Origin of the sequence: Vibrio sp. V15_P4S5T153 (assembly GCF_963874485.1) — a bacterium.
GTDB classification, from domain to species: Bacteria; Pseudomonadota; Gammaproteobacteria; order Enterobacterales; family Vibrionaceae; genus Vibrio; species Vibrio anguillarum.
Genome location: NZ_CAWNHR010000022.1, coordinates 57518 through 71390, shown reverse-complemented (window position 1 = coordinate 71390; position 13873 = coordinate 57518). Strand labels below are relative to the sequence as shown.

13 protein-coding genes and 1 pseudogene are annotated in these 13873 nt (G+C 38.3%); 7 read left to right on the top strand and 7 right to left on the bottom strand.

Annotated elements, in window-relative coordinates; all coding sequences use genetic code 11:
* Positions 1-287: 287 nt before the first annotated feature.
* From AACT42_RS23985 to AACT42_RS23975, 3 genes are all read left to right on the top strand, one after another.
* Positions 288-1465, top strand: a protein-coding gene (locus AACT42_RS23985; RefSeq protein WP_094167903.1) for an IS3-like element ISVch4 family transposase whose coding sequence is annotated in 2 segments (ribosomal slippage) — positions 288-546 and positions 546-1465 — 1179 coding nt in all. Because the reading frame shifts where the segments join, the coding sequence is not laid out codon by codon here.
* 19 nt (positions 1466-1484) lie between these two features.
* Positions 1485-2153, top strand: a complete 669-nt coding sequence (locus tag AACT42_RS23980; protein WP_094133238.1) for a DUF2238 domain-containing protein — start codon at positions 1485-1487, stop codon at positions 2151-2153.
* Positions 2154-2267: 114 nt separating this feature from the next.
* Positions 2268-2480, top strand: coding sequence for a hypothetical protein (locus AACT42_RS23975; protein ID WP_010318303.1), 213 nt, complete (start codon positions 2268-2270; stop codon positions 2478-2480).
* Here AACT42_RS23975 and AACT42_RS23970 read toward each other — a convergent pair.
* From AACT42_RS23970 to AACT42_RS23960, 3 genes are all read right to left on the bottom strand, one after another.
* Positions 2437-3129, bottom strand: coding sequence for an HAD family hydrolase (locus AACT42_RS23970; RefSeq protein WP_176429076.1), 693 nt, complete (start codon positions 3127-3129; stop codon positions 2437-2439). The genes AACT42_RS23975 and AACT42_RS23970 overlap by 44 nt on opposite strands.
* A gap of 140 nt (positions 3130-3269) precedes the next feature.
* Positions 3270-5060, bottom strand: a complete 1791-nt coding sequence (locus AACT42_RS23965; protein WP_094133236.1) for an HD domain-containing phosphohydrolase — start codon at positions 5058-5060, stop codon at positions 3270-3272.
* A gap of 70 nt (positions 5061-5130) precedes the next feature.
* Positions 5131-5640, bottom strand: coding sequence for a hypothetical protein (locus tag AACT42_RS23960; RefSeq protein ID WP_013867962.1), 510 nt, complete (start codon positions 5638-5640; stop codon positions 5131-5133).
* A gap of 379 nt (positions 5641-6019) precedes the next feature.
* Here AACT42_RS23960 and AACT42_RS23950 point away from each other — a divergent pair, with 379 nt between their 5' ends.
* A complete protein-coding gene (locus AACT42_RS23950) occupies positions 6020-6487 on the top strand; it encodes a CreA family protein (protein WP_061897517.1) in 468 nt (155 codons plus the stop codon).
* A gap of 72 nt (positions 6488-6559) precedes the next feature.
* Here the strand turns inward: AACT42_RS23950 and AACT42_RS23945 are convergent, their stop codons facing one another.
* The 4 genes from AACT42_RS23945 to AACT42_RS23930 are packed head-to-tail and all read right to left on the bottom strand — an operon-like array spanning position 6560 to position 10519.
* A complete protein-coding gene (locus AACT42_RS23945) occupies positions 6560-7123 on the bottom strand; it encodes a uracil phosphoribosyltransferase (RefSeq protein ID WP_064626280.1) in 564 nt (187 codons plus the stop codon).
* Positions 7124-7125: 2 nt separating this feature from the next.
* Positions 7126-8388: an AAA family ATPase gene (locus tag AACT42_RS23940; protein WP_094183062.1), complete on the bottom strand. Its 1263-nt coding sequence runs from the start codon at positions 8386-8388 to the stop codon at positions 7126-7128.
* Positions 8385-9293 carry a radical SAM protein gene (locus AACT42_RS23935; protein WP_094132144.1) on the bottom strand — a complete coding sequence of 303 codons (909 nt, stop codon included), beginning with the start codon at positions 9291-9293 and terminating at the stop codon, positions 8385-8387. Before AACT42_RS23935 ends, AACT42_RS23940 begins: the two co-directional genes overlap by 4 nt.
* Positions 9290-10519 carry an ankyrin repeat domain-containing protein gene (locus AACT42_RS23930; protein WP_094132143.1) on the bottom strand — a complete coding sequence of 410 codons (1230 nt, stop codon included), beginning with the start codon at positions 10517-10519 and terminating at the stop codon, positions 9290-9292. The genes AACT42_RS23935 and AACT42_RS23930 overlap by 4 nt, the downstream gene beginning before the upstream one ends.
* Before the next feature lie 272 nt (positions 10520-10791).
* Between AACT42_RS23930 and AACT42_RS23925 the strand changes: the two genes are divergently transcribed.
* The 3 genes and pseudogenes from AACT42_RS23925 to AACT42_RS23915 form a co-directional block, all read left to right on the top strand.
* Entirely contained in the window at positions 10792-12081 is a 1290-nt protein-coding gene (locus tag AACT42_RS23925; protein WP_094132142.1) for a hypothetical protein, read from the top strand.
* Complete coding sequence (locus AACT42_RS23920) at positions 12081-13079, top strand: DUF6035 family protein (protein ID WP_094132141.1); 999 nt, start codon at positions 12081-12083, stop codon at positions 13077-13079. The genes AACT42_RS23925 and AACT42_RS23920 overlap by 1 nt, the downstream gene beginning before the upstream one ends.
* 339 nt (positions 13080-13418) lie before the next feature.
* A pseudogene (locus AACT42_RS23915) lies at positions 13419-13808 on the top strand (CreA family protein); the annotation flags it as partial.
* Between the last annotated feature and the right edge of the window lie 65 nt (positions 13809-13873).

Genomic DNA, 13873 nt, shown 5'->3' with positions numbered 1-13873 from the left:
GAGTTTCTTACCGCATATTATCTTGGCTTTTTGAACTAGAGTCCGTTTATAACACGCACTATCTATCAATACATAAAAAGAGAAAGATCGAGTTGTTGCATGATCTTCTCCACCTTGCTGATCTCTTTGCTAAGACAATGCGAAAATCAATCACAAAACGAAGCTAGATACACACATCTCAAACACAAATTTCTACGTCTATAAGATACAGAATTTGTAGTGGCATAGTGAATTTGGTCACTTAGTTAGAGGTGATATCATCACCTCATAAGTTAACAGGTGACATTATGACAAAACGTACAAGACGACTATTTAGCGCAGAATTTAAGTTAGAAGCAGCGCAGCTAGTCTTAGACCAAAATTACTCAGTGACGGAAGCAGCCCAAGCCATGAATGTGGGCAAGTCCACGATGGATAAATGGGTTCGCCAGCTTAGAGAAGAACGCCAAGGGAAAACACCGAAAGCTTCACCTATGACCCCTGAGCAAATAGAAATTAGGGAATTGAAAAAGAAGCTGGCTCGCCTTGAAGAGCATAATGAAATACTAAAAAAAGCCACGGCTCTCTTGATGTCGGACTCACTGAACAATTCTTGATAATCAAGAAACTCAAGCAGAGCCACAGCGTAAAAATATTATGCGAAATCTTCAATGTTCATCGAAGCAGTTATAACTATTGGCTTAAGCGCCCAGCGTTAATTAATGCGGAAACAATAAAACTGCGCAGCTTGATTAGCGAGGCTCACGCCGCAAGCAATGGCTCTGCGGGAGCGAGAACCATTGCAGATATAGTCACAAATCAGGGTGTAAAGCTGAGCCGATACCGAGCAACAAAGCTAATGAGAACTCTTGGTTTAGTGAGCTGCCAAGAACCAAAGCATCGTTACAGAAAGGCTTCACAAGAACATATTGACGTTCCAAATCACTTAAGTCGTCAATTTGCTGTTGCGGCTCCAAATGAAGTCTGGGCTGGCGATGTTACGTATATTTGGACGGGTAATCGGTGGATGTATTTAGCGGTCGTTATCGATCTTTTTGCCCGCAAAGTGATTGGTTGGTCGATGTCTTTATCACCGGATTCTAGGCTAACAGGCAAAGCTCTTTCGATGGCCTATGAGTCTCGTGGTAAGCCTAAAGGTGTTATGTTCCATAGCGATCAAGGCAGTCATTACACTAGCCGTAAATACCGTCAATTGCTGTGGCGCTTTCAAATAAAACAGAGTTTATCTCGCCGAGGAAACTGTTGGGATAATGCGCCGATAGAGCGCTTCTTTAGAAGTTTGAAGACGGAATGGGTGCCAACTGTGGGTTATCATAGCTTCGCTGAGGCTCAACAAGAGATCACCCGCTACATTATCGGATATTACTGCCAACTCAGGCCACATCAGTATAACGGTGGTCTAACTCCCAATGAATCAGAACGATTATATTGGGAAAACTCTAAAACCGTGGCCAATTTTAGTTGACCACTACAATTCAACAAAATTGAACATCGTGCAAAATAGTGGCACTATCCATCGGTATTTTGTGATAGGAAAAAACATGTCTCTCAACTTCTCACGCACGCTTTTATTTTTGACGGCGATCTACGGTGTACTCTTTCTATTTTCAGCGATCGCGCCAGTTTCTCGTGCTGTCTGGTTAGCAGAAATCATCCCTGCGCTAGGGATCTTAGCACTCGTCTATTGGGCTTCAACAAAACTACGCTTTAGCTCAACGGCTTATATTCTGATGTTTGTGTGGCTTAGTTTGCATACCATTGGGGCTAAATATACATTTGCAGATGTTCCGTTTGCTTGGTTCAACGAACTGATCGGATCATCTCGTAATAATTTTGATCGCGTCGCTCATTTCTCAATTGGCCTTTATGCCTACCCTATCGCTGAATATTTAATTAGAAAGCAGCACTGTAAACCGCTAATTGCCTCATTGTTCGGGCTTTTCTCTATCATGAGTATCGCAGCAGGTTACGAAATTATTGAATGGTGGTATGCCTCAATCGCGGGAGGTGATGAGGGAATCGCTTTTCTGGGTTCACAAGGCGACATTTGGGACGCACAAAAAGACATGTTATGCGATACCCTTGGGGCAATGACGGCACTTTGCCTATTATGGTTTAGGTCAAAATCAAACATTCCTTACAGTGAAGTATGAAATGCCTCTAATTTTTGGAACTAAGGTAAATATTACCGAGAGCAAGTTTTGATTAGTGTTTATTCTGTGAGTACGGAGAACATGACTCTCCCTTTTTGCTGCTGAGAATTGATTATGAAAAATATAAATAAAACACTTGAAAAAATAGACTGCTGTCCACTTTGTCAACATGACGAATACTTTATTTCCACAAACAATGAAAAGTTTATCTGCGCACAATGTGGTTTTAAAACCGACCACTTACAAAGCGTCCAGCAAATGATTGGTGTACACACAGCGCTAATCAGTCATAAACACATTCATTGCTTGGCCAACAATGTGCATTGAGCCATGGTTTAAGCTCGAGTAATGTGTCGATAACAACGACATTAGGCGCTTGAGAAAAACCCTGTGGGTTAAGAGGTGCTAGCTGAACGGTTGGTACCTCTGCATTGATACCCGCTTCAACCCCTTTTGCTGAATCATCCACATAAATACATTCTTGCAAAAGAAATCCCATATTCATTGCACAATAACGAATCAAATCAGGTTCAGGCTTCCAGCTATTCGCATCAAAGGCTGAAAAAATGCGTCCTTCAAACAACGGGAGCAAACCGCTCCATTGTAAAATTGATGATATTTTTTCTTTAGGTGCATTAGAGGTGACACAATATTCAATACCCTGCTGGCGTAAATACTCAAGTAGTTCTATCGCACCATCCATGGGTGAAAGATATTGCTGGAAGAGCTCATTAACTTTATCCCGATAAAGGTTCTCTAAAAGATCAAGATCGGCGTTAATGTTCGTATGTTCAAGCGCCTGAAACAGTATGTCCGCAATCTTCCCACCTTCAAAATGGTTACTCACTTGTGCAAAAGTAAGGTGGGCTCCTAGTTGGTTCAATACATTGACTAGCGCTTCGCAGCACAAACGCTCACTATCAACTAAAGTACCTTCACAGTCGAAAATAATACATTTTATTTTTTTCTCAGTCATAAACACTTCCTTCATCCAATGCTTAATTTTAACCGCTGGGTGAATGTATAAAATGATTGAGTTAACAGAATGAAACGAAGATAAGAGTTGATATGCATAACTTATAGCCACATCACTCTTTGATACTCAATGGGGCGTATTTAGCCGGCTCTGTAGTAGCTTGTCGTATCGGGATACAAATTACGGATTTGGATAAAATCATCCAAATGATTAAGCAATAAATTGACTAAAGTAGGGTCAAACTGAAAACCGCATTCACGTTCAAATAAACTTACTACATTCTCAAGCGGCCACGCTTCTTTATAACAACGTTCACTTAGCAAAGCATCAAACACATCCGCTATCGCAGTAATGCGAGCAAATATATGAATGTCTGTGCCTTTTTTCTGATTAGGATAACCTTTACCATCCCAACGCTCATGGTGTTCATGCGCGACAATCGCAGCTAATTTAGTTATATCACCTTCGCTTGTATTGAGGATGTTATAACCAGCGGTAGTGTGAGTCTGCATGATTTCCCACTCATCTGGTGTTAATTTTCCAGGCTTATCCAAAATCGACTCTGGAATCGCAATTTTTCCCACATCGTGCATTGGGCTGATGATCTCGATCATTTCTACCTCGCGCTGCGTTAACCCGCACAAACGAGCCAGCAGCGCAGAGAGCCTTGCTACCCGCTTAACATGATTACCCGTTTCACCAGAGCGCGTTTCTATTGCTTCTCCGAGTAAATGAATCATTTCCCGCTGTACGGCTAATGTACGCTCTTGCAATACCACTATTTTACGGTTTTTGACGCCAAGCTCTCTTTTTTGTCTGAGGGTCACCCCTTGCATAACAATCACAACCAGCAAACAGAGAATAATAAAGCTAGCCGCGAGTAACACTTTCCAATGCTGTTCAAAATAAGAGAGAGGACGATTAAGAACCAACACATCCTGTGGCAAGGCTTTCATGTCAATCTGATGTCGCTGCATGGCTTGGTAATCAAAAACCGCTCTTGTACTGCTGATTTGCATGTCAACTGCGGAGGCTAAATCTAGTGAGACAAATTGGTTTAACGCCATCAAGATATCTTTTCCCAGTTGCTCAGAACGATTAACATGCCCTCCAACGATACCATCACGAATATAAAACTCCCACAGTACAAAAATGGGGGCAGCGCTAGCTTGTGCTAGGCGGTAGGAAATCTCTTGATAAGTATGGTAAACACCTTGATTTGTCTCTGTATTAAAGTGCGATAGCAGTACCGCATCATCAGGGGAAATCTGGAATAGCACCTTTTCTGCTTCAGCCAAAGTGATGGAGTTAATATCGATAAACTCGATACCTTTTAAAAGATCCGTAGCCAGCACTTCATCGACTTTTTTTCGGATCAATTGCGAAGTATGACTTTGATCTGATAAATAATAGATTTTCTTGAGTTTTGGCCGTAATGATTTGATTAAATGGAAGTTTTCTATGATAGCTTCAGATTCATAAATAATTTTATTGTACTTAGTCATGTCATCGAGTGTGGCACTTTTGTCGTTGATGCAAACCGCAACCATAGGCGTATCTGGTTTAAATAGGCTTGAGAGCCCTTTAGTGAACTTTAACGCATTGTCATCGGTAATAATAACCGCATCGAATGGATAATGACGGTATTTAACGTGGAGGTATTTTTGGGCTTCATCAAGATACTCTTGGCTATAAATTCTTTTTGTATCAAGGTATTCAATGGAGAGCTTAATCGGTGTTTTGCTGCTCTTAACTACAGCATCAATGCCCTTTTGAAATTCATATGTCCATTGATAAGATGATTCGTATGAATGCAGCACAAGAATATTTTTAGGCTCCCAGCGAGTTGACTTAGCAGGAAACGACAAAAACAGCGCATAACAGACCATAGCAGTCCAACTAAGCCAATATGTTATTTGCTGTTTATTCATACATAGCTCTCCGTGCAGGCTAAAATTAATACCAAACCAGGCGCTATAGTACCAATTTCATCAGGACAAGCTACTGTTCTATAAAAACATTACCATTGCACTCATGATTAGCACGCCATTTTGCGAGCAACAACCGCGTGAATACATCTTCACCTCCAAATGCATTTTTATCCAGAGTCACGATGTCGGAGATGAGTATCTCATGTGAAGTGGAGGTGACGATACCAGCAGCCACAGGCTCCCCATTTTGAAAACCTAAGTAAAGCTCGCAAGGTGCTGAATAAATGATTTGGGTAAAGAATTCGATAACTTTTGATTGATCGTTTTTATCGCTCCATAAGCTTGCTTGCAACAGAGCAAACCATATTGTCATCCGATGAAAATCAACCAAATAAACCTCTTCAAGCAACGATAGGTTAGGCTCCTCAGTGAGCTCAATAAAAGGGCGAGAACTGCGTTGAACAACCGCTTTTTGGTAGAGATCTCGACCTTGTAAGCTCTCTTCTGTTGGAAATTCGACATTCACTTGGTCAAATAGCCATTGGTTTTTAATGGCGGCAACGTCAGGTTGGTTAATCATTGTTATTTACTTCTTCTTCTAATTGTTGCAAGCAGGATACTGACCAGATCGATATGCGACAAGCCATTACTCACATTATCCTCATCTAAACTGCAGATATGCTGGCCAAAACATCAACATAACAGCCTATATCATTCTCCTTTGATGCTGCTATCATGTGCAGAAAGATGGATAAATGGATTATAGACATGAACAAGAAACTCATCACCACCGCATTCATACTTAGCTTTGGTTTAGTTGGCTGCGATAGCAATGAAGTTGGCGATGTATCGCTCGGATTTTTCACGCTTAAAGATGTATAACCCATTACCAACACTATAACAGAATGAATCATAACTCCCCAGGTTAGAATTTACATATTTAATAACAAGGACTTAGTATGAAGAAACTTATGACTGCCCTATTCCTTTCAGGACTGCTTTCTGGCTGTTCAGATAATGAGGTTGGTGACGTAGGCTTGGGTTGGTTCACCTTAAAGGACATTTCAATTTCGAGCTTAGTTGATGAGGAAGTTACAGGGGTAACGTGTCATATTGCTTCGATTGAAGCAGATTTGAGCCTTGCCGATCCAAGTGACAGTTCCATTTCTTGCCGTCAAACAGGTGATATTACTCCTGAAATGATAGCCAAAATTGACAAGAGTAAATCTGGTGAAGTTGTGTTTAAGCAGTCAAAAAGTATTTTCTTTAAGACAATGAAAGTACGTAGAATTTACGACTCTGAGAATCAAACCCTACTTTATTTGTCATACACCACCAAGGAAACTGACGGTAGTTTCAAACACAGCCTTTCTACAGTCCCTCTATGGGGTACTGCTGCTTATATAGTAGCGAATACTGACCAATAGTTTTCTATTGACTCATAAAACACCAAACAGGAGCAATATGGTAAATGATACTGCTCTTGCTTGGTAAATGTCTTAGCTATATGTATTAAACAGTCTATCGCCAGTATCAGGTCCCTTTCCACCTGAGATGACTTGAACCTTTGCTCCCTCATACTTGTTATCTGATACTCGTACAGTATATAAATCATAGCTCTCAAGTAGCTCAGTCGAAGAACTTGGGATCACTGTTGTAGCGAGCTTTACAGAGTCCGTATCTGGAAGTTGGTCAATCAGGCCAAAAACACTTTTACCTGAATTTATTACTGCATCAACAATGATAATGTTCTTGTCTCTAACAATTTCGAGGTCTTCGTTAGAAATCAGATCATCATTGACGAAAATTATTGATACATTGCTACCTAGCTGTTCAAGCTTGTCTGCAATACCATTACCAAAGCACAAACCTGCCCGCATCAAAATCAATACAGCATAGTTTCGTTGTTGATTTGAAGATTTTGCTATTGGTTCTGCAATAACCTCTCCTAACTGATAGTGTGCGGTACGAAGTTTGTAGCCCATCGACATTGAACTGCTCTTACAAATATCAATCAATTGTTCAACATTATTATTTTGGCAGCTTTCATTTAATACATACATAATTATACTTCTTCTAGTTCACAGCATTTATTGAGGTCATATGACAATCCAACCTCAAACATTGATTCGATATTTGTACACTCCGTTTCTGCTAAGTAAGCCTCCACTGCTTTGTTTAACTTTTCGTGAGCAACCAAATACCCTTGATTTGCTGCTTCTAACATTGGAATGTCAATCATCGAATCGCCAATGGCTACTACGTGTTTTCCTTTGTCTCTTAGTAGATTCGATAATTCTTTCTTGAACAATGGCGTAACAAGATATTCAATTTCTGGTTTGCAAATGTTCCCTAGCAAAATGTCAAATATTTGATGCTTTTCGTTAACTAAGTTCCATATATCAAATACGCCTGACGTAACACCGATAACAATAGAGTCTTTCTGATTAGTTAAATAGTCGAATATGCTCTGGCTCAGTTTTATATTTTTTAAAGTTTGAGTCGCTGATTCTCCCACTTTCATAGGATTATGCTTTTTGTATAGATTCCAAACTTTAAAAAATTGGTATGAAGTATACCTATCATTTCTAAATATAGATTTTAACTCTTCTTTTTTTATTCCTAAATATCTACAAAAATCATAAGTCCCATCATTAATTGAAACAGTCTTATCACAGTCAACAAGGATAACCTGATTTGATTTTTCTAGTAACTCTTTATAGCTAGTATAAAAGTTAAGAGCTAAGGATTGATTACACAATTTTGATGTATACGAGTCCAACCAAAAAGAAATAAACTGAACCGTTGATTTAGTGTCTTCATCTAAAATCACTAGCTCTTTTCTATGACTATTACATATTTTCTCTAATTCACATTTTTCATACTTTTTCCAATTTTTTATTTGTTCTGCAGTAATATCTAAATTTCTTTTTTCTCCAGTGCTTTTTCTTGAAAACTCTACAATCATTTCTGATGGAGTATCCAAGTAGAAGAAGTGGTCGTAAACATTTTCATCCTGTTCAGTGAAGACTACTTTGTAAGAATCACCATCTATAAAAGAATAGTGACCATCTACTAGTACGAGATCGTATTCTGAATTTTTTTCATTCACGATCTCAGTGAATTTTTCTCGTAGAGTTTTTTTTCTTGATTCTTCGAGACTTTTGAAGGGTTTTTGAAACATATCTTGAGCAAGAGCATTCAATGTCTTTGAACCCTCAATATGAATAGCGGTTAACAGCGTAGTTTCCTGTAAATAGGCTATTACATTCTTGATTAGATAGTCTTTACCAGCTCTGGATACACCATAGATAGCTAACTTCATCATTTAACCTCAACATATTTATCGTAGTAACATTCACCGTCTTCTAGAGACCTCATCTGACCCATTTGAAACTCCAAATTTTCAAGGTCCATATCGAATGCTCCATAGTTGTAATCTTCATTTCCATAGAATCTACCACAGGGATAGATACCACGTTTTGTGATGAAAATATTGGTACGACCTACTCCACAGAGTGTGCCATACATTGTACAGTCATATTTCTTTTTGTTATTTTCATCAAGTTGACGTACTTCGAACTGACTACCTTTAAAATCTTCAAGTAAAGATTGATATTCGTCCTTTGATACTGTCATACTTTCATCGTGGGAATCGAAAAGACGTGAGAACGTTACATCCTTAAAGTTGTTGTCTTCAAGATAAGTTCTAAGTTTAGTTTTATTCAAAATGGTTTGGCTATGTACTGTACAGTTTATGGGTGGCTTATGTCCAAACTTAGACTCATACTTTTTCACTCCATTAAAAACAACATTATATTTCTCTCGACCTAAATTATGAAGCTCTTCATAACCATCCAATGAGAAGCACATTTTTATCGAGTCTTTATGCTCCAAGAAAAAATCCAACATTTTCTCTGTTAATATTGTTCCATTTGTAATGGTATAAAATGCTAATCGGTCAAGATTATTATTTTTTACATACTCAATAAGGCCAACAATTTTTCTATATTGCAAAATAGGTTCACCAGAACCAACTATCCCAATTTTGAAAGTGGATAAGTTGTTAATTCTTGCATAATCATTTAGGTTTTTTGCTATTTTTATTAGCTCATAAGTAGTAAACTCTTGCGGAATTCCACTTAACTTTCCATTATCTTCATTATGAAAGTGGCAGTAAGCACATTTTAAGTTACATTTTTCTCCAAGAGATATACAAGCTCTATCAATCACTTCAAGTATCCTTTAAACAGTTCAAATATATCACTACTTTTCGGGTTGTTAGCATCTAAATAGTCAACTGCTGTTTTGTTATTTCTACACCTAATCATCAAGTCAGTTTTTTCAATTAGCATTCTGACCATTTTTATATCGTGCTTAATACAAGCTTTCATCAAAGGTGTGTAGCCATTATTATCTTGTTGATTGGTACAAGAATCGTGAGACAAAAAGTAATCTGCCGCTTGTAAAAAACCACTCCACGCAGCAATCATTAGTGGTGTATTACCAGCATTCTTACCTCCACTCCCATAGTCAAGATCAGCCCCGTTTTCGACCAACAACTTTATTATTTCAATTTTTTTAATCTGTGTTGCGTGATGGATAGCTGAGAATCGGTATTTGTGCTTATCCCTCACATCAAGATTGATTTCTTTTAGTGTGAGAAGGTATTTGAGCATCGGTAGGTCACGATTTCGTACAGCACAAATCAATGGTGTTAAGCCACTATCAGGACTATGAAAATTGACATCAACGCCCTGCATATCAAAATCCATAGCTTCTTGAAGTTTCTTTCCTTTAACTAAAGAACCGAACTCAATAGAGCGCACAACATCATAATCGTTGTCTGCGGTATGGAACTTCTCTATGTACATATTGGGGGTTATTGCTGTGAGATTTCTTGGCTCTCTAGTCAAGAACTGAAAATAGATATCATCACTTAGCAAATACACATCATCGTAAGGGCAAGCTTTCGATCTCTTGATTGCTACATCAGCGATCTTCTCATCATTGTTTCCATCTGTTTTGATGCTTTTTTCTATACAGAATTTTACTTTCTTCTCAGTAATGGATTTCATTACCAACCAAGCTTTTTGTTTTGTAGAAGGGTTGCCTCTGTCTTTCAGATTATTCAATTCTGCAATGACTATTTCTGGTATCACAACCTCTTCAAAGAACTCTTCAAGCTCATCAATAATCGATGGTCTTTTGATCAACGCAGAGGTATCAACAACGATAACCTTTTTCTTGATTGAAGTATTACCGACTAGCTCATCTGTCGAAGTTTTGAATATTTTCGATAGTTTTAGCAACTGAGACGAAGATGGCTCGTTTTTCCCGTTTTCCCAATTTGATATCACAGGTCTAGCGACGTTAAGCTGCTCCGCAAGTTCTTTTTGAGACAGCTTTTGCTCATCTCTAAATGTTTTGATGTTTTTTCCGATTAGTTCTGTCAGCATAATTTACACTCATATCCTTTAGTTATGCAATCAACGTCTTATGTGTATTGAAACATAACAGGGTGTTAACGGAGGCACAAGAAACAAGTTACTGATGTATAGATACTTTACAGCGTGTAACTATGCGTGACACGTATTCTGTGTTGAACACTCAGAAAGTTGCTTTGACTAAAATTGCAATTAATTTCTCAAATACCAATCGAATTGCATATATTTCTATTCTAAAATCTGGTTGAATATGACTATGTATCTGATCTTGTGGGAGTTTAGCTATGTTGTGTAGCACTCAAAGAATGGGAGTTCGATTTTGCCTTAATAACAATGGGGTTTTGATAGACTCAAAGGAAAGCAATGACTTAACAGGTCATTGTCGTGTTTGCGGTAAGAGCGTCCAACGTGAGAAAAGTTTTCAACTATTTCAACATTCAGATAAACAATGCGACCACCTAGTTCTATCGGAAATCTGTGAACGTTTAACCTATTTAATTTCAGATCAACAACGACTAGCCATACCTATTGATTACACTTGCACAAACAGTATTAGTGTAGATGTGACACACTGCTCCCTATTAATCGGCACAGATACTAGACCTCTAATCGAACTAACACTGCAAGATAATCAAGCGATCTATCTTACAGTAACGTTAGATGACTCCGAAGTTGACCAAAACCAGATTCAAAATCTCAGAAAACGGTTCGAGAGTGTGATTGAGCTGAATCTTAGCAATCTTACTGTCCCATCTACCGACTTTACTTCTTATCTAAGCGACAAGGTTTTAGATGACCAATTTCACAAACGTTGTACTTGGCTTTCTTTCAACCCTCTTCACTCACTAACCAGAAATATCGCATCAATTGAACAATCCTCGATTCAGAACGAACAGCAACGAGCTTTAAGTGAACTTGAACAGGTAAATGAAAGAATCAAAGTTGCTAACCATACACTGGAACAAATCAACCGTGACATTGTAACAACGCAGACAACCTTAACCCACTATCATAACCAGCAACACAAGTACGACTTAAGTAAAAACATAGAAGATCTGAAAAGACAAGAAAGTGAGCTATTTAAGAAAATCTCAACACTAAAACGGCAAAGAAGCGAATTATTGAGCGGTAATACAACATCTAGACTAAGCGATAAAGTTGAAGAGTTGCGTGCTGCCTACTCTTTAGGTAAGCAGCATATCAAACAGCAAGAGTTTGAGAAAAATAGCTTAAAGAGACAGATTGAACGTCTAACGAATCAGAAATCTGAGTTTGATAAAGAAATTGATAATGCCAAATGGTTAAGACGTGTACTTGAAAAGTTTGACTGTAGCTTTGGAGATTTAGAGCAAGAACTAATGCAAATTGTCGAACTCTCTGAGTCTTATGACCAATATCAAAACAAGTCCAGACTAGCGCAGAACAAACTCAACGAACTTGAAGCCAATGTGAATAAAAAACAAGAAGAGCTTGATGAAGTAAAGAAAGGGGTTGAGTTTTACAAAGCTCAAAAGTTTAAGTTATTCAAAGAGAATCAGGGACTTAAAAAGCTCGTTGAAAGTGGTGATGTGTGATGGCTATAATTTTTAAAAAACGTTTGATAACTGAGATTTACGACCCTCAGACTCACGATATTATTTTGGTTTCTGACCAACTTGACTCAATAGAAGAAGGTGAATTTTTCAAGAAAAGAAGCCTTATTGAAGACGGCTTACGAACTTACTTGTGTGCGGTCTGTTTTCAGCCTGTCGTACTCCGTTCGAACCAAGCCCGCACAATTGATCACTATAAGCATAAACACCAAAACGCAGAGTGTCCTCTACAAGAGAAAGATTCAGTGCTAAAGCAAGAGCAAATCCTTGCTATGAAATTCAATGGACAAAAAGAGGGAAAAGCTCATAGAGAATCTAAAGAGTTCATTCACGAAGCTATTCAAAATGATCGACTACAAAGATTCACTGAATGTGATATAGAGGCAACGTTTAGAGACTCTACTGACGATCCAACGCAGATAATGAGTAAAGAGTGGCGTATACCTGACGTATCTTCTTACTATAACGATGAGGGACAAACAAAACGTGTCGTGTTTGAATTGCAAATGAGTACAACGTTTATCAGTGTCATTGCGGCTCGTGAGCACTTCTATCAACGAAACAACACTTTTGTTATATGGGTACTATTAGATTTTGACGGAAAACGCTTCACCGACTTGGATATTGCCTACCGAAATCGAGCCAACGTTTTTGTACTAAGCCGTGAAGCAAAAGAAAAGACTCAAGAAACAGGTGAGTTATGGTTTGATGTTCATTGGAGAGAGCCATTCATCGAGGGTCAAGAGCTTAACTACGAATGGAAAAACGAACTTGTCCGATTTTCTAAACTCACATTCCACGAGTACTACCTTAAAGCCTATTACAAAGATGTTGAAATAATGGAGGGAGAACTGAAATCTCAGTTAACAATCTCTAAGCGAAAAGATAACCCTAACCTTTGCAATAGTTGTAAAGCGTCAACGCAAACACTAGTGTTAGACGAAAAGAAAAGGTGCGGAGTATGCTTGTCTATAAAATAGTAAAATTCGTTGTATTTTCCGAATTCTATGGCTTGCTTCTAGCGCAAGATAACTGTATGTAAATACAGTTAATGGTCAAATACTTACTACCCTACTCCTTTTGGGGAGATGGGTCCTCCTTTACCAACACATTGACTGAGATAAAATCATTATTTTTCATACAGATAGCATAATGCACCTAATTTTGTAGGCTTCACAATGTTCAGTCATCGTTTCTCAAGTATAAAGGTAATGTTCTCGGAGTTATTGTCATTAAAATGATACAGAAATCATTTTAATTCAGGATGTTAAAGCCTTGATAGATGTTAAATTTTTTCTTTAATATTAAAGAAATAGTGTGGGCGTGTTACTATGAAAGTCGTAAAAATCGAAAATCTAAGTGATGATATTGTGACTGGTGTTACGTGCCATATTGCTTCAATTGAGGCTAATTTGAGTCTTTCTGATCCAAGTGATAGCTCAATCTCGTGTCGTCAGACTGGTGACATTACGCCAGAGATGATTGCAAAAATTGATAAGAGCAAATCAGGCGAAATCGTGTTTAAGAAGTCAAAAAGCATTTTCTTCAAGTCAATGAAAGTCAGACGTATCTACGATGCAGAAAATCAAACCCTGATCTACTTGTCTTATACTACCAAAGAAACAGATGGTAGCTTCAAGCACAGCCTATCGACCGTACCGCTTTGGGGGACTAAGGCTTATAGTACGGACATAACGCTCACTAAATAGCCGCTAACGCCTCGGCGATCTAGATTTAGCTCACTTTTTTATGTAATAAAAATGAAAGGAACCTT